The sequence below is a fragment of the Catellatospora methionotrophica genome (assembly GCF_011297335.1).
Taxonomy (GTDB): domain Bacteria; phylum Actinomycetota; class Actinomycetes; order Mycobacteriales; family Micromonosporaceae; genus Catellatospora; species Catellatospora methionotrophica.
Genome location: NZ_JAAOTJ010000021.1, coordinates 61,473 through 78,939 on the forward strand (window position 1 = coordinate 61,473; position 17,467 = coordinate 78,939).

Genomic DNA, 17,467 nt, shown 5'->3' on the forward strand with positions numbered 1-17,467 from the left:
CGATAAGAAGGTGCCCTTCCTTCGTCCGCACCGCGGGGCGGGTCAGCCGGCGCGGTCGGCGGCGGCCTGGACCTCGTCGAGGCTGTCGGCGATCTCCGCGCCTGACACCGCGTCGGGCAGGTCGTCCTCCATCCGGCGTAGTGGGCGGTAGGCCAGGCCGAGCGCGCCCCAGAGGGCGAGGAGCAGGCCGCAGGCGGCCAGGATGAGGCCGTTGCCGCGGCCCTCGCCGACGCCGGTGAGCAGGCCCAGGGTGTCCGCCCACGCGCCGCCGGGGGCGAGCAGCGGCCGCACGGCTTCGGCCAGGGGCGGGGCGGTGAGGAACGCGGCCGGGGTCATCGCGACGGCGAGCATCTGGTTGGTGGCCAGCACCCGGCCCTGCAGGTCCAGGCCCACCTTGACCTGGATGATGGCGAGCCAGTGGGCGTTGAGGACGGTCAGCGAGGCGTACCAGATGAGGCTTCCCGCCGCGGCCAGGGCCAGGGACGGGCGCAGGCCAACCAGGAGCGCGCCGAGGCCGACGCCGCTGACGAAGCCGACCATGCCGAGCGCGCGCCGCTGCGAGCCGCCCCACAACACCATGGCCAGTGCGCCCAGCCCCGCGCCGACGCCGCTGCACGCGGTGACGATGCTGACGCCGGTCGCGCCGCCGAACGCGTACACGGTGGGCACGGTGACCGCGAGGGCGAGCATGGCCAGGTAGTTCTCCACCACGAAGAACCCGATCATGATCATGAGGGGCCGCCGCCGCACCAGGAAGCGCCAGCCGCCGACGATCGCCCGGACGAACGTCTCCTCCCGGCGGCGGAACAGCCGGTCCGGCAGCCGCACCGCCAGCAGCGTGGCGAAGCCCGCCAGCAGCGACAGCACGTCCACCACGACGACGCCGGGCAGGCCCAGCGCGGTGATCAGCGCGCCACCGGCCAGCGGGGCGATCAGCATGCCGATGCCCGGCCCGAGGTTGGCCAGCGCGTTGGCCTGCGCCAGGTACGGCTTGGGCACGAGCTGGGCGACCGCGGCCAGGTACGCGGGCCGGTGGAACGCGGTCACCGCCGACAGCAGCCCGACCAGCAGCCCGACCGTGCCGATGCTGAGCCGGTCCAGTGCCAGCAGGGTCACCATCGCCGTCATGACCAGCGCACCGATGCCGTTGCAGGCCAGCATGACGCGCCGCCGGTCGACCCGGTCGGCGACCGCGCCGCCCAGCGGCAGCAGCAGGATCGCGGGCAGCAGCGCCAGCATGGTGACCAGCGCGTAGTCGGCGACCAGGCCGCTTCGCTGGTATGCCCAGACGCCGAGCGCGAACGAGCTGAGCGCCGCGCCGATCAGCGCCGTCGACTGACCGGCCGCCATCAGGTAGAACTCGCGCAGGTCCCGGCGGGCCGCGCCGCCGGTCACCGACGTCGCGATCGGCTCCGGCAGCCGCCCGGCGGCCCAGCCGCGTACCGCGTCCGCGACCCGTTCGGCCAGCCACGACGCCTGGTGCTTGAGGAAGTAGTGGCCCGCCTTGGGCACCACGGCCAGCTCGACCCGGTCGGCGAACGCGCCCCACTCGGCGTAGCGCTCCTCGTACAGCTCGGTGGACCGGTCCCGGGCCCCGATGACGCACAGCACCGGGGCGCGCAGCCGCCGCCGCGCGGGCGCGGTCAGCTCGCGGGTGAACCAGGACTGGGACTCGTCGACGTCGTGGCGCAGGCCGCGCAGGATCACGTCGGCGTCCAGGCCCTCGTCGTCGTCGAGGCCGCCGAGGGTGCGCAGGAAGTCGCGGTACGCCCGGTCGGAGGTCCACCATGTGGCCGGGACACGCCGGTGCAGCCAGGCCGAGACCCGGCCGGGCAGCCTAGCGGCGGGGAAACTGCCGCCGACGACCAGCCCGGCGACCTCGCGGCCCAGCGACTCCAGCCGCAGCGCCAGCTCGGTGGCGGCGGCCGAGCCGACGCAGTGCCCGTAGACCAGCACCGGCCCGTCGGGCAGCTCGGCCACGATGCGGTCGATCAGCTCGGGTAGCGGCAGTTGCGGCTCGTCGGGGCGGGCCGGGTCGTGGCCGGGCAGCTCCACTGCCAGCACCGCCGCGCCCGGCAGCCGCGCCGCCAGCTCCGTCGCGAACGGACCGTACGCCGCCGCCGAGCCCCCGCCGTATGGCACGCACACCACGGTCAGCGTCGCCGTCGCCGGACCGGCCAGCCGGTGCAGCAGCCCGCCGGGGCGGCCGCCGCCGTCGAGGTGGGCCGCCAGCTCGCGTACGGTCGGGCGGGTGAACAGGTCGATCACGCGCAGGCCCGGGTCGATGGCCCGCACCGCCCGGACGGCCTTGAACGAGTCCCCGCCGAGGGCGAAGAAGTCGTCGTCGACGCCGATGTCCCCGCACTCCAGGACCTGCGCCCACGCGGCGGCGACGAGACGCTGCGCGGGGGTCGACGGCGCGACGCGGTCGGCGGCGGCGGGCGGCGCGGGCTCGGGCAGCGCGGCCCGGTCGACCTTGCCGTTGGCGGTCAGCGGCAGCGCGGCCAGGGCCGTGAGCACCGACGGGACCATGTAGTCGGGCAGCCGATCGCGCAGCGCGGCCCGGACCAGCGCCGGGTCGGCGGTGGCCGGGGTGATCCAGGCGGCCAGCCGCCGGGTGTGCGCCTGCCCGACCGGCAGCACCACGGCCTCGCTCACGCCGGGCACGGCGCGCAGCGCGGTGGCGACCTCGTTCAGCTCCACCCGGAAACCGCGGACCTTCACCTGGTCGTCGACCCGGCCCAGGATCTCGACCAGCCCGGACGCGTTGACGCGGACCCGGTCGCCGGAGCGGTACCAGCCGTCGCGGAACCGGCCGTCGGCCAGCCCGAGGTAGCCGCGGGCCACGCTGGGGCCGCCGATGCGCAGCTCGCCGGGCACGCCGTGCGGCACGGGCCGCCCGGCCTCGTCGGTGACCAGGCAGCGTACGTTCGCGAACGGGCGGCCGATCGGCACGATGCCGTGCCGGTGCACGGCGGGGATCTCGTCCACCCGGCAGCCGAGCACCGACACCGTCGTCTCGGTCGGTCCGTAGTGGACCTGCAGGTCCAGGTCCGGCCGGGCGGCCTCGACGCGGGCGACCAGGTCCCACGGGCAGGGCTCGCCGGCCAGCACGAGCACCCGCCGGGGCAGCAGCGCGGCGAGGTCGCCGTGCGCGGCCAGCAGCTCCAGGTGGCTCGGCACCATCTTGATCGCGTCGACGGGGTGTGCGGCCAGGTAGGCCGCGTACGCCTGCGGGTCGGTGGCGGTCTCGCGCTCCAGCAGGTGCACGGTCGCGCCGGTGGTCAGCGCGCCGAGCAGGTTGGTCAGGCCGAGGTCGGCGGCGTGCGTGGACACCAGGGCGTACGACCCGGGCCGGCCGATCCGGTCGGCGACCGCGTGCAGGTAGTGCGTGATCTGCCGGTGCTCGACGGCGACGCCCTTGGGTGTGCCGGTCGACCCCGACGTGAAGATCAGATAAGCGAGCCGTTCCGGCGGCACCGCGACGGGCTCGGCGGGCGCTCCGGTGAGCGAGCCGACGACCAGCGCATGACGGCCCGGCACCCGATTCGCGAACGACGCCTCGGTCAGCACGAACCGGACCCCGGCGGTGTCCAGGATCGACGCCAGCCGCCCGTCCGGGTAACCCGGGTCGACCGGCAGGTACGCCGCACCCGCCCGCAGCACGCCGAGCATCGCCACCGGCAGGCTGACGCCCCGCTCGGTGAGCACCGCGACCGGCTCCTCGGGGCGCACCCCGGCGGCCAGCAGGTGCCCGGCGACCACGGCCGCCCGGTGCTCCAGCTCGGCATAGGTCAGCTCCCCGTCGGCGGCGACGACGGCCGTGGCCTGCGGTGTGGCCAGCGCGTGCCGCGCGATCAGCTCGTGCAGCGGCAGGTCCAGCGGATACGCGGCCTCCGGCCCCGACGGTCCGGCATCGGGGGCGGCTTCCAGGGGCAGCTCCCCGACCGGCCGGTCCGGGTCGTCGAGCAGCCCGGTCAGCAGCGTCCGGAACCAGCCCGCCAGCCGCCGCGCGGTGTCGGCGTCGAACAGGTCGGTGCGGTAGAGCAGCCCGCCCCGGTAGCCGCCGCCGGTCCGCGACAGCCACAGGTTCAGGTCGTACTTGGTGGTGCGGATCGGCAGCTCCAGAGCGCTCGCGGACAGGCCGGGCAGGCGCAGCGGGGCGGCGGGGGTGTCCAGCACGTTCAGCAGCACCTGGAAGATCGGCGTGGTGGCCAGGTTGCGCTCGGGCTGCACCCGGTCGACGATCCGCTCGAACGGCGTCTCGGCGTGCCCGAAGGCGTCCAGGGCGCGCTCGCGTACGCGGGCCAGCAGCTCGCGGCCGGTCGGGTCGCCGGAGCAGTCGGCGCGCAGCACCAGCGTGCCGATGAAGCAGCCGATCAGCTGCTCGACGGCGGGATGGTGCCGCCCCGCGTGGGGAACCCCGACCGGGATGTCGTGGCTGCCGCAGATCCGCGACAGGGTCGCCTGCCAGGCGGCGAGCAGCACCATGAACGGCGTCGCCCCGGTCGCGGCGGCGAGTTCGCCGATCCGGCCGGTCAGCTCGGCGGGCAGCTCCAGCGGGATCTGCCCGGCCGACCAGTCGGCGACCGGGGGCCGGGGCCGGTCGGCGGGCAGGTCCAGCACCGGGGCGAGGCCCGCCAGCTCGGCGGCCCACCAGTCGGCCTCGGTCTCGGGCGCGGGACGGCCGGCCTGCCAGCGGGCGAAGTCGGCGTACTGGAGCGCGGGCGGGGTGGGCAGCGGACCGTCGGCGGCGCGGGCGGCGTACAGCGCGGCCAGCTCGCCCAGCAACAGGTCCAGCGACCAGGCGTCGCAGGCGATGTGGTGTACGACGATCAGCAGCACGTGCTCGTCGGGCGCGAGCCGGAACAGCTCGGCCCGCAGCGGCGGATCGCGGTCGAGCCGGAACAGCCGGTCGCGGCAGGCGAGCAGCAGCTCGGGCAGCCGCGCCGGATCGGCGTCGACGACCGTGAACGGGACCAGGGCGGCGTCGGCGAGCACCGAGGCCGGTTCGCCGTCGGCCTCGGTGAACACGGTGCGCAGCACGTGGTGCCGGGTGGCGAGGTCGCGTACGGCCCCGGCCAGCGCGTCCACATCGAGCGTCCCGCGCAGCCGCAGGGCCGTCGGCACGTGGTAGGCAGGCGATGCCGGTTCGAGCTGGTGCAGGAACCACAGCCGGGCCTGCGCCCGCGACAGCGGAGCCGGGACGTCCGGGTCGGACACCGGGATGCCCGTCGCCTCCCGGGCGGTCCGCCGGGCCTGCGCGAACCGGGATTGCAGCAGCGTGCGCTGAGTGTCGGTGACGGTCATCAAGCCTCCTCGGCCGGCTTCAGCGTGCGCGGGGTGTCGATGACCGTCATCGCGCCTCCTCGGTCAGCAGCAGCGACTCCAGCGCGGCCGCGAAGCCGCCCAGCACCGGCTGCTCGAACAGCAGCCGCACCGGCACCGGCAGTTCGAGGGCGTCGCGCAGCCGTCCCGCGACCAGCGTCGCCGACAGCGAGTGCCCGCCGAGGGCGAAGAAGTCGTCGTGCACCGACAGGCCGTCGCGGTGCAGCACCGCACCCCAGACGTCGGCGACCAGCTGCTCGGCCTCGGTGCGCGGGGGCACGTGTTCGCGTACGGCCGCCAGCGGTTCGGGCAGGGCCGCGCGGTCGAGCTTGCCGGAGCCGGTGACCGGCAGCCGGTCCAGCAGCGCCCAGCGCCGCGGCACCATGTGCTCGGGCAGCTCCGCCCGCAGCCGGGTCTCCAGCTCGGCGGTGGCGAGGCCCGCACCCGGTGCGGGGACCAGGTAGCCGACGAGATGTGCGTCGCCGCCGGTGGCCGCCACGGTCACGGCCGCCTGCGCGACGCCGGGCGCGGCGCGCAGCCGTGCCTCGACCTCGCCCAGTTCGACGCGGTGGCCGCGTACCTTCACCTGGCCGTCGTCGCGCCCCAGGAACTCCAGCAGCCCGTCGGCGCGCCAGCGCACCAGGTCACCGGTGCGGTAGCAGCGCGCGCCGGAGTGGTGCGGGTCGGCGGTGAACGCGGCCTCGGTCAGCTCCGGCCGCCCCCGGTAGCCGCGCGCCACCCCCGCGCCGCCGATCCACAGCTCGCCGACGGTGCCCGGCAGCGCGGGCCGCCCGGCGGCGTCCATGACGTACACCCACTCCCCGGCCAGCGGGGTCCCGATCGGCACGGTCGCGCCGACCGGGGCCGTGATCCGGTACATCGTCGAGGCCACGGCGGTCTCGGTCGGGCCGTAGCCGTTCCACACCTCGGCGGACCGGTCCAGCAGCTCGCGGGCCAGGCCCGGATCGGCGGCCTCGCCGATGGTCACCACCCGCACCCCCGGGGCCCGCCACCCGGCCGCGACCAGCATCCGGTACGTCGTCGGCGTCGCCGTCATCACGGTCACCCCGGACTCCTCGATCCGCTTGGCGACCAGGTGCCCGTCGACGGCGTCGCAGCGCTCCACCAGGACCAGGCGCAGCCCGCGGGCCAAAGCGACCCACAGCTCCAGCCCGGCGACGTCGAACGACAGCGCGGTCAGGCCGAGCATGACGTCGTCGGCGGTCACCGGCATCGCGGCGCAGTGTGCGGCGACGTACGCGGCGAGGCTGCCGTGGTCGAGTTCCACGCCCTTGGGCCGCCCGGTCGAGCCGGAGGTGTAGAGCACGTAGACGAGGTCGTCCGGGGTGGCCTCGGGTAGCGCGACCGGGGGCGCGGACAGCGCGTCGGTCAGGTTCACGAGCACCGCGCCGGTGCCGTCCACGAGCTGCCGGGCCAGGTCCCAGGTATCGGCGGCGGCCAGCACGAGGCCCGCGCCGGAGTCGGTGAGCTGGTCGCGCAGCCGCGCGACGGGCTGGTCCGGCTCCAGCGGCAGGTACGCCGCACCCGCGCGCCACACCCCGGCCAGCGCGGCGGGCAGGTGCCGGTGCCGGGGTAGGCAGACCCCGACCGGCACGCCCCGCGCCACCCCGGCGGCCAGCAGCGCGGACGCGATCGTGGCCGCGTCGCGGGCCAGCTCGCCGTAGGTCAGCGTGCCGTCGGCGGCGTCCACGGCGACCGCGTCCGGCCGGGCGGCGGCCTGCGCGAGTACGGCCTCCAGCACGGTGGCGGGGGCGTCGGCGGGCAGCGCCGGGCCGGTGCCCCAGGCCGCCAGCTCGGCGTGTTCCCGATCGTCGAGCAGGTCCAGGGCCGACAGCGGCCGGTCCGGCGTGGACAGCATCCCGTCGAGCAGCCGGACCAGCCAGCGGGCCCAGCGGCCGACGGTGGCCGCGTCGAGCAGGTCCGCGCGGTAGCTGACGTAGCCGTGGTAGCCGTCGGGCCGGCCGGTCAGCGACAGGCACACGTCGAACTTGTTGGCGTCCAGCGGCGAGTCCAGCCGGGTCACCTGGACTCCGGGCAGCGCCGGGTCGCGCTGCGCGGTGTCGAGCAGCATCAGCATCGACTGGATCAGAGGCGTGGTGGCGGTTGAGCGCTGCGGCGCGACGGCCTCGACGATCCGCTCGAACGGCACGTCGGCCTGCGCGAACGCGGCCAGGGTCGTCTCGCGTACGCGGTCGAGCAGTTCCCGGCCGGTCGGGTCGCCGGACAGGTCGGTGCGCAGGATCAGGGTGTTGATGAAGCAGCCGACGACGCCCTCGGTGTCGCGGTGCCGCCGCCCCGACTCGGGCACGCCGACGGCCACGTCCTCGCTGCGGCACAGCCGCCCCAGCAGCGCCTGCCAGGCCGCCAGCAGCACCATGAACGGGGTCGCCCCGGCGTCCTGAGCGGCGGCGCGCAGCCGCGCCGACAGCTCGGGCGGCAGGGTCACCGGCACGTAGCCGGCGGTCCAGTCGGCGACCGGCGGATACGGCCGGTCCGTCGGCAGGGCCAGCACCGGGTCGAGCCCGGCGAGCCGCCGAACCCACCAGTCCGTGGCACCGGCGGGCCGGTCCCGCTCCCAGGCGGTGACGTCGGCGTACTGCAGCCGGGGCGCGTCGGGCTTCGCGCCGCCGTTCACGCGGGCGGCGTACAGCGCGGCCAGCTCGTCCATCAGCAGGTCCTGCGACCAGGCGTCGGTGGCGATGTGGTGCACGGTCAGCGCCAGCACGTGCTCGCCGTCGGCGACCCGGAACAGCGCCGCGCGCAACGGCGGCTCCTCGTCGAGCCGGAACGGGCGGCTCACCTCGGCGAGCACGGCCGCGTCCAGCGCGGCGGCGGTGACGTCCACGCGGGTCAGGCCCACCCGGTCGGCGGGCAGCGCGACGGCGGTCGGCTCGTCGCCGTCCTGCGCTACGACGCAACGCAGCACCTCGTGCCGCTCGGTCACCTCACGCAGCGCGGCGAGCAGCGCGTCGCCGTCGAGCGGCCCGGACAGGCGCAGCACCACCGGCACGTGGTAGATCGCCGGGTTCTGCTCGAACTGGCTGTTGAACCACAGGCGTCGCTGCGTCGGTGAGAGGGGCTGGGGTGCGTGCGGGTCGCGCCGGGCCGGGATCGCCGTGCCAGGTGCGGTGCGGGCGGCGGCCTGTGCGGCGGCGACGCGCTTCTCCATCAGTACGCGAAGGGTGTCTTCGGTCATGGTCATGGGTTGGGGGTCCCCCAGGCTCAGTGGTGGCCGGATCCGGCCGCGATGTCGGCGATGACGAGGTCTTCCAGTCGCCTGGCGAACTCCGCCAGCACCGGGTGGTCGAACAGCAGCCGCACCGGCACGGCGCAGCCCAGGGTGTCGCGCAGCCGCCCGGCGACCCGCGTCGCGGCCAGCGAGTGCCCGCCCAGGCCGAAGAAACTGTCGTCGGCGCCGATGCACTCGGCGGTCAGCGTCTGCGCCCAGATCTCGGAGACCAGCTGCTCCATCACCGACTCGGGCGGGGTGTGCGGGCGGTCGGCTCCCGGCAGGGGCAGCGCGGCCATGTCGACCTTGCCGCTGGGCAGGACCGGGAAGGCGGCCAGCACCACCCAGCGGTGCGGCACCAGGTACTCGGGCAGCCGCTCCCTCAGGAACCGGGCCGCCTCCGCGCCGGTGATCTCCGTACCGGCCAGGTAGCCGACGAGATGGGCCTCGGCGTCGCGGCCGTGCGCGACCACGACCGCGTGCCCGACCAGCGGATGCTCGCGCAGCGCCGACTCGATCTCACCCAGCTCGACCCGGTAGCCCCGGATCTTCAGCTGGTGGTCGCGGCGGCCGCAGAAGACCAGCTCGCCGTCCGGGCGCAGCCGCACCAGGTCGCCGGTGCGGTAGCAGCGCCCGCCGGGCCGGAACGGGTCGGCCACGAACGCGGCCGCGCTCAGCTCGGCGCGGAGGTGGTAGCCCAGCGCCGGTCCCGCGCCGCCGATCCACAACTCGCCGGGCGACCCGGGCGGGGTCAGCCTGCCCAGCGGGTCCACGACGTACAGGCGCTCACCGGGCAGCGGGTGCCCGATCGGCACGGTCTCGTCCACGGCGTGCACCCGGTACGCGGCCGACAGCACGGTCGCCTCGGTGGGGCCGTACACGTTCCACAGCTCGCCGACCCGGCCGAGCAGGTCCCGGGCCAGGGCCGGGTCCAGGGTCTCGCCGCCGCTCCACACCCGCAGCCCCGGCTGCCCGGCCCAGCCGGACGCCAGCAGGGTGCGCAGCATCGTCGGCGGCACATTCATCGCGGTGATCCGGTGCTCGGCGAGGCGCTCGGCGAGGCGGTGCCCGTCGACGGCGGCGTCGCGTTCGACGACCACGCAGCAGGCCCCGGCCGACAGGCTCGACCAGATCTCCGCGCACGACGTGTCGAAGCTCAGCGTCGCCACGGCGAGCATCCGGTCACCGGGCCCGATGCCCGGCTCGACGCCCAGCGAGGCCGCCAGCGAGGCGAGCCCCGCCTGCGCCACGGCGACGCCCTTCGGCGTGCCCGTCGAACCGGAGGTGTAGAGCAGGTAGGTCAGGTCCTCGCCGCGTACCGGCTCCAGGTCCACCGGACCTGCGGAGGCCACCGTGTCCAGGTCGAGCGCGCTGGTCCCGGCCACCGTGGCCGCGACGGCGGCGGTGGCCGTACGGCACAGCACGAGCCGCGCGCCGCCGTCGGTGGCCAGCCAGGCCAGCCGCTCGGCGGGCACCTCCGGCTCCAGCGGCAGGTACGCCGCACCGGCGCGCCACACCCCGAGCAGCGTCGACGGCAGCCGGTGGTCGCGGGGCAGGCACACCCCGACCACGTCGCCCCGGCCCGCACCCGCCTCCCGCAGCACCGCCGCGACCTCGGTCGACAGGTCCCACAGCTCCTGGAACGTCAGCCGCCCCGCCGGGCCGACCACGGCCGTGTCGTCCGGGCGCTGCCCGACCTGCCGCGCGATCACGTCCACGACCGTGGCGGGCGGGTCGAGAGCCGGTCCGGCGGCCCGCCGCAGCAGCTCCGCCTGCTCAGCGTCGTCGACCAGCGGCACCTGCGCCAGCGGCCGGTCCGGGTCGCCGGGCAGCCGCGACAGCGTCAGCAGCAGCCGATCGGCGAAGGCGTGCGCGGCGGCGTCGTCCAGCAGGTCGAGGTCGTACTCCACCTGCAGCTCGCTGCCGGTCGCGGTCTCGTTGACGTACACGGTCAGCGTGTTCTGCGCGCCGCCGCAGCCGAGCTCGCCAAGCAGCTCCAGGGCGATCCCGCCGTGTTCGGCGCGCACCGGCATGCCCGACGGCTGGGCCGACAGCACCACCGGCGTGATCATCGCGCCGCGCGGCTGGGTGCCGATCGCGTGGAACAGGTCCTCGGTGGACGGCCGGGGCAGGTCCAGCGCCCGCGCCGTGGTCGCCGCCGACGCGGCGACGGCCTCCCGCAGGGTCGTGTGCGAGTCCAGGCGCAGCCGGACCGGCAGCACGTCCACCAGCGGGCCGATGACGCCGTCGCGTTCGGGTTCGGCCCGGCGGGCCGCGACCGCGCCCACCAGCACGTCGGCGCGGGCGGTGAGCCCGGCCAGCAGCAGCCCGAGCCCGGTCAGGTAACCGGCGAACAGGCTCGCGCCGCAGCCGGTGGCCAGCTTCGTGAGGCCGTCGACCAGCGCGGGCGGCAGCGGCCGGGTCAGCCGCCCGCCCCGGAACCCGCCGTGACCGGTGAACAGGTCGGGCGGCGACGCGTCGGCCAGTTCCCGCGCCCACGACGCGGCGGCCTGCCCGGCGCGTGGATCGGCCCGCAGCGCGACGTCGCCGACCTGCACCGCCGGACCGGCAGCCGCGCCCGGCTCGGCGAGTTCGGCGGCCAGCGCGGTGAGCAGCACCCCGACCGACCAGCCGTCGAAGGCCACGTGGTCGCTGACGACGACCAGTTCCGCGACGCCGTCGGCCAGCCGGATCAGCTCCGCCCGCAGCAGTGCCACCGGCGCGGCCAGGTCGAAGCAGTGCCGGGTCGCCCCGGCCGCGATCGCGGCGGCCGCGCGGTCCCGCTCGTCCGGGGCCAGCCCGCGCAGGTCGTGCTCACCCACCGGGACATCGGTGTACGCGCCCACGACCGCGACCGGCTCGCCGTCCTGCTCGACCACCCGGCTGCGCAGCACCTCGTGCCGCGACACCAGCGCGCCCAGCGCCCGGCGCAGCCCGTCGGCGGGGACCGGCCCGGTCAGGCGCGCCCGGAACGCCACCGTGGTCACCTGCGGCACGGTGCTGATCTGCCGCAGCGTCCACAGCTCCCGCTGCGTCGGCGTCAACGGGTGACGCCCGCCGTCGGCGCGGCGCACCTGACCGGGCCGCCGCTCCGCCCCGGCCTGCCCGGGAGTCTGCAGCGCGGCGAGCACGGCCACGGTCGGCTCGGCCGTCACCAGCGCGGCGAGGGCGGCGACGGTCGGCTCGGCGAGGAAGGCCGCCAGCGGGACGGTGGTGTCGAACGCGCGACCGGCGAGCGTGCACAGGCGGGCGGCGGTCAGCGAGTGCCCGCCCAGCTCGCCGAAGCGGTCCAGCACCCCGACCGCGGGCAGCCCCAGCACCTGCCCGGCCAGCTCCGCCAGCGTGGCCTCGGTCGCGGTGCGCGGCGCGACGTAAGGCGTCGCGTCGTCCCGTCCCGCCGCGACCTCCGGCAGCGCCGCTTTGTCGATCTTGCCGTTCGGGTTGAGTGGCAGCCGCTCGGCGACCCGGAACCGGGTCGGCACCAGGTGCTCGGGCACCTGCCCGCGCAGCCAGGCGCGCAGCTCCCGCTCGTCGACCCCGGCCGCCTCGACATGCCCGACCAGGTACGCCGCACCGTCGCCGTCGGCCCGTGCCAGCACGCACGCGCGCCGCACCGCCGGGTGGCGTACCAGCACCGCCTCCACCTCGCCCGGCTCCACCCGGTAGCCCCGGATCTTCACCTGGTCGTCGGCCCGGCCCGCGAAACGCAGCACCTCGCCGTCGCGCCGGACCAGGTCGCCCGAGCGGTACACCCGGCCGCCGCCGGGCTCGACGGCGAACGCGGCCGACTCCCGCCCGAGGTAGCCGCGCGCCACCACGGGGCCGCCGATCCACAGCTCGCCCAGCTCGCCGTCCGGGACCGGGCGGCCCGCCCCGTCGCGTACGGACAGCACCGCGCCCGCGATCGGGCCGCCGATCGGCGGCTCACCCACGGCGTCCCGGTCGATCTCGGCGATCGCGCAGGTGGTGGTGCACTCGGTCGGCCCGTACAGGTTGCGCACCCGGCGCACGCCGGGGTTGGCGTAGATGCGGTCGACCAGGGACCGGGTCAGCGGCTCGCCACCGGCGAACACGGCGCGCACGCCCGGCGGCAGCGGGTCGCGCAGCAGCGCCGCCAGCGCGGACGGCACGCCGTACACGGTGGTCACCTCGTCGCGGGCGGGCAGGGTCGGCAGCGCCAGCAGGTTGTCGGCCAGGATCACCGTGCCGCCCGCGATCAGCGGCAGGAACAGCTGGCTGACCGACGGGTCGAAGCAGATCGAGGCGGTGGCCAGCATGCCGCGCAGTTCCTCGGCGGGGTAGTGCGCCGCCTCCCAGCGCAGCAGGTTCATCGTCTGCCGGTGCTCCACGACGACGCCTTTCGGCTGGCCGGTGGAGCCGGAGGTGTAGATGACGTAGGCGGGGTCGTCGGCCGCGCCGGTGCGCTCCGGTTCCGCGAACCTGCCGGTGTCGGCGGGTTCGTCGACCAGGACCGTGGTGAGGTCCAGCCCGTCGAGCGCGGCCCGCACCGACCGCGCGGTGGCGACCAGGGCCATGCCCGCGTCGGCGGCGATGTACGCCAGCCGCTGCGAGGGGTAGGCCGGGTCCAGCGGCACGTACGCCGCGCCGGTCTTCAGCACGCCCAGCAGGGTCGGCAGCAGGTGCTCGTCGCGGGCGACACAGACGCCGACCAGCGTGCCCGGCCCGGCCCCGGCCCGGCGCAGCAGTCCGGCCACCCGCTCGGCCCGGTCGTCGAGTGCGGCATAGGTCGTGCGCGCCCGCCCGGCGATCACCGCGACCCGGTCCGGTCCTACCCGGACCTGCTGCTCGAACGCCTCGTGGATGCGCTCCGCCATGCAGATCCTCCCAGCTAGACCTGGCCGGACGCGCGTCCGCTCAGCGGGGTCGCATCCATGCTCACCTGTGTCAGTCGGGTAGCGTACTCGGCCTTCGCTCGTTACCAGAACCGTCGTTCGGGGACAGTCCACAAAAGATCACCGTTATACGGAACCGGCCCAGGCGCTGGCCTGGACCGGTTCGAACAAACGTACTAATCTTGGTGTCTGAACTGCTGAGGTTCAGTTCGGCAGCACCCCGTCGTAGGCGATCGGCAGGTGGATCGGCCCCCGCAGCACCGGGCTCGGCCGGTAGGGCGGCGGGTCGCTCACGAGCCTCGGGTTCTGCAGCCGCTTGGCCAACTGGGTCAGCGCGAGCTGTGCCTCCAACCGGGCCAGCGGCGCGCCGAAGCAGTAGTGCACGCCGTTGCCGAACGCCAGGTGCACGTTGTCGGCCCGGTCCGGGTCGAACCGGTCGGCGTGCGGGATGCACTCGGTGTCGCGGTTGCCCGACGCCAGCACCAGCACGATCGGGTGGCCCTTGCGGATCGTCGTGCCGCCGATCTCGATGTCGGCGACCGCCGTACGGTTGGGCAGGAAGTGCACCGAGCCCTCGTACCGCAGCAGCTCCTCGACCATCCGCACGGCGTAGTCGGGCTCGGTGCGCAGCCGCTCCAGCGCCTCCGGGTGGCGCAGCAGGGTCAGCCAGCCGTTGGCGATCAGGTTCACCGTGGTCTCGTGCCCGGCGATGAGCAGCAGGATCAGCGCCGAGAACAGGTCGCCGCCCTCCAGCCGCCCATCCGGGCCGTCGTCGGTGACGAAGCCGGACAGCATGTCGTCGCCCGGATTGGCCCGCTTGCTCTGCGCGAGCTGGAACATGTACATGCCCAGCTGCTGGAACGCGTCGGCACGCTGCTGGGCCACCTCGGGGGAGTCCTTGCCCGTCGAGTCCACGATCGGCCCGACCCACTGGCTGAACCGCGGCTCGTCCTCCGGCGGCACCCCGAGCAGGCCGGTGATCGCCGCGACCGGGAACGGGTACGCGACGTCGTCGACCAGGTCGCACTGCTGCCGGTCGGCGAGACCGTCGATGAGCTTGGTGACCACGTCCTCCAGCAGCGGCGTCAGCTTGTCGACGCGGTCCGGCCGGTGCGGCGGGCCGAACTGGCGCATCGCGATACGGCGCAGCGTGTCGTGGCGCGGCGGGTCGGTGCGGATGAAGCTCGGCGGCAGGTTGCTGCCCGCCTGCGCCAGCGGCCCGGCCTTGTCGGCGAACTCCGGCAGCAGGTTCGCCGGATCGGAGCTGATCCGGGGATCGTGCAGCAGCGCGTAGATCTCCCGGAACGTGCTGACCACGAAACTGCCGTCGGCCTCCAGCCACACCGGCTGGCTGCGCAGCTTCTCGTACAGCGGCCACGGGTTGGCCCGGCTGCCGAAGTCGGTGATCTCCTGGAAGAGACTGGGTTCGGTCATGACGGCTCCTCGCTGCGCTCGTCACCGTCGTACGACACGGTGCTCATGATGTGCTCGCTCCTGCCTCAGCGTCGCCGGTTCGGCCGGACCAGCACGGCGCGGCGCTCGCTGGGGTCGTGGCCGGTGACCACGACGGTCGCCTCCCGGCCGGGGTAGGTCCGCTCCGGGAACTCGGCGGGCACCGGGGTGCGGTCCGCCGGCGGGTTGGTCATGTCGTACGGCAGCGGGAACGGCGCGGCCTGCTCGATGAGCTGCTCGTAGAAGTCGAGCCACTTGCCCTGGTTCCAGCTCACCGCGCCGACGACCCGGCCCTTGTACCCGTACGCGGCGACGAACTGCCGGCTCTCCACCGAGCCCTGCGTGATCGCGATCTGGTCGGCGATCGGCGGCACGCCCACCGACTTGATGTTGTGGCCGAACTGCAGCGACCAGAACGCGGGCATCTCCAGGTGCGGCCAGCGGTCGGTCTCACCACTGATCATGTTGTGCGCGGCGACCTCGGCCTGGGTGACCGCGTTGCCCCAGTGCTCCATCGCCAGGAACTGGTAGCCGAACATCGGCTGCGGCTGGCGGGCCACGTCCCCGGCGACGAAGACATCGTCGGTGACCAGGCCCGCGGCGGTGAACGCCCGGCAGCCCGCGTCGCAGGCCAGGCCCCATACGCCCACGGCCAGCCCGGCGCTCTCCAGCCACTCCACGTTGCGGATGCCGCCCAGCGCCACCACGACGACGTCCACCTCGATGGTGGTGCCGTCCGACAGCACCGCCCGGCGCACCTTGCCGTCCTCGCCCTGCAGCGCGTTCACCTTCGTGTGCGTACGCAGGTCCACGCCGTGCTCGCGCATGATGCCCGCCGAGATCCGGCCCATCACCCCGCCCAGCGCCCCCGACAGCGGCCCCGGGCCCGCCTCGGCCACCGTCACCGGGATGCCCAGCTCGACGCAGACCGAGGCCATCTCGGAGCCGGTGAACCCGGACCCGATCACCAGCACCCGGCTCGGGTGCGCCATCAGGCGCTCGCGCAGCCCGGCGGCGTCGCCCCTGGTCCGGATGGTGAACACCCCGTCCAGCGCAGCCTCCTCCGGCACCGGCCACGGCCTCGCCCGCACCCCGGTCGCCACGAGCAGCCGGTCGAACTCGACCTCCGCGCCGTCGGCCAGCACCACCCGCTTGCGCTCCAGGTCCAGGCTGCTGGCCGCGACCCCGAGCCGCCACTGCGCGTCGACGTCGCGCCGTCGCGGCAGCGTCGTGTCAGCCGAGGTCACGAAACCGGTCTGCACCTGCTTGGACAGCGGCGGCCGGTCGTACGGCTCCTCCGGCTCGTCGCCGATCACCGTCAGCGAGCCGCTGAACCCCTCGGCCCGCAGCTGCTCGGCGGCCTTCAACCCGGCCAGCGACGCCCCCACGATGACGATGCGCCCGTCCCGGCGCAACCGGTCGCCCTTGGCCGCCACGACCGTCTCCCCGGGCGGCGGGAGCGGCAGGTCGGCCATGTCGACCTGCAACGCCTGCACCGGGCACGCGGCCGCCGCCCGCAGCACCTTCACCCGCTGGTCGTCCGACGGCGCCGGGTCGAACATGAGCGCCTCGTCGCCGACCATCCGAAAAGCCTCAGGAGCCAGAAACGCACACTGCGCATACCCCTGGCACTTGGTCAGATCCACCACCACACGCATGGCCTCATTCTTCGCGCCCACCCTCCCAACCCGCCCCGAATCCGCACAATTCGCGGCCGCCAACCCACCCTTTCCCGCCGCAACTCTTAAAGACTTGCCGCATCCAGGTCTGGTTGACGCCGCGACTCTTTAAGAGTTGCGGCTGGCTGGGCGGGGGTGGGGGTGGGGGTGGGTCAGGAGAGGGCGAGGGAGACGGCGCGGTGGAGGCCGTTGGGGCGGCCGGGGGAGGCGGCGGGGACGACGAGGGCGGCGCAGCCGGCGTTGACGGCGCCCGCGTCGGCAGGGGTGTCGCCGACCATGAGGGCGCGTTCGGGGTCGACCGACAGCATGCCGCAGGCCCGCAGGAAGATCTTCGGATCGGGCTTGATGCAGCCGACCTCGTACGACAGCACGAGCGTGTCGAACAGCGCGGTCAGGCCCCAGGCGTCCAGCAGCGGGCGCAGGTCGAAGCCGATGTTGCTGACCAGCGCGGTGCGGACCCCGGCGGCCCGCAGCGTGGTCAGCGTGTTCATCACGTCGGGATAGGGCGTCCACCCGGCCGGGGTCAGCACCCGCGCGTAGAGGGCGTCGGCCAGCCCGGGGACGTCGTTGGGCACGGTCGCCGCCAGGCCGGTGTACACCTGCCGGTGGGCGTGCTCGTACAGATCGCGGTCCGCCCAGGCCTCGGACAGCGCCACCGGCACCCGCACCGGCGGCGACACGCCCGGCAGCGCACCGGCCGTGGAAAGGCGGTCGGCCAGCACCGTGGCCCTGCCCCGGTCCAGCGTGACGCCGCAGTCGGCGGCGGCCGCGGTGACCCAGGCGACCGGGTCCACGGTCATGGCCAGCGTGCCGTGGAAATCGAAGAGCACGGCATCGAGGGCGCGCTGACCGTCGATCCGTGCCGGGTGGGCGGACGGCTGCGGCAGGGACTCGGGCACGTCAGC

The 17,467-nt window shown here is 75.1% G+C and carries 6 protein-coding genes; all 6 read right to left on the reverse strand.

The window, feature by feature from the left end; all coding sequences use genetic code 11:
* Nucleotides 1-42 precede the first annotated feature (42 nt).
* Nucleotides 43-5,310, reverse strand: a complete 5,268-nt coding sequence (locus tag HAV40_RS32030; RefSeq protein WP_166387937.1) for a non-ribosomal peptide synthetase/MFS transporter — start codon at nucleotides 5,308-5,310, stop codon at nucleotides 43-45.
* 46 nt (nucleotides 5,311-5,356) lie between these two features.
* Nucleotides 5,357-8,545 carry a non-ribosomal peptide synthetase gene (locus HAV40_RS32035; protein WP_166387939.1) on the reverse strand — a complete coding sequence of 1,063 codons (3,189 nt, stop codon included), beginning with the start codon at nucleotides 8,543-8,545 and terminating at the stop codon, nucleotides 5,357-5,359.
* Between the two features lie 26 nt (nucleotides 8,546-8,571).
* On the reverse strand, nucleotides 8,572-13,413 hold the full coding sequence (locus HAV40_RS32040) for a non-ribosomal peptide synthetase (protein ID WP_166387941.1): 4,842 nt from the start codon (nucleotides 13,411-13,413) through the stop codon (nucleotides 8,572-8,574).
* Between the two features lie 222 nt (nucleotides 13,414-13,635).
* The gene (locus tag HAV40_RS32045) at nucleotides 13,636-14,865 is read right to left on the reverse strand and encodes a cytochrome P450 (protein ID WP_166387944.1); all 1,230 of its coding nucleotides are present in this window, start codon (nucleotides 14,863-14,865) and stop codon (nucleotides 13,636-13,638) included.
* A gap of 65 nt (nucleotides 14,866-14,930) precedes the next feature.
* Nucleotides 14,931-16,541 carry an FAD-dependent oxidoreductase gene (locus tag HAV40_RS32050; RefSeq protein ID WP_166387946.1) on the reverse strand — a complete coding sequence of 537 codons (1,611 nt, stop codon included), beginning with the start codon at nucleotides 16,539-16,541 and terminating at the stop codon, nucleotides 14,931-14,933.
* 173 nt (nucleotides 16,542-16,714) lie between these two features.
* Complete coding sequence (locus HAV40_RS32055; RefSeq protein WP_239086980.1) at nucleotides 16,715-17,461, reverse strand: HAD family hydrolase; 747 nt, start codon at nucleotides 17,459-17,461, stop codon at nucleotides 16,715-16,717.
* Nucleotides 17,462-17,467 lie beyond the last annotated feature (6 nt).

Bases quoted from the DNA above. Each gene is read 5' to 3' on its own strand.
- HAV40_RS32045 (WP_166387944.1), bottom strand. From the start codon at position 14,865: ATGACCGAACCCAGTCTCTTCCAGGAGATCACCGACTTCGGCAGCCGG.
- HAV40_RS32050 (WP_166387946.1), bottom strand. From the start codon at position 16,541: ATGCGTGTGGTGGTGGATCTGACCAAGTGCCAGGGGTATGCGCAGTGT.
- HAV40_RS32030 (WP_166387937.1), bottom strand. From the start codon at position 5,310: ATGACCGTCACCGACACTCAGCGCACGCTGCTGCAATCCCGGTTCGCG.
- HAV40_RS32040 (WP_166387941.1), bottom strand. From the start codon at position 13,413: ATGGCGGAGCGCATCCACGAGGCGTTCGAGCAGCAGGTCCGGGTAGGA.
- HAV40_RS32035 (WP_166387939.1), bottom strand. From the start codon at position 8,545: ATGACCGAAGACACCCTTCGCGTACTGATGGAGAAGCGCGTCGCCGCC.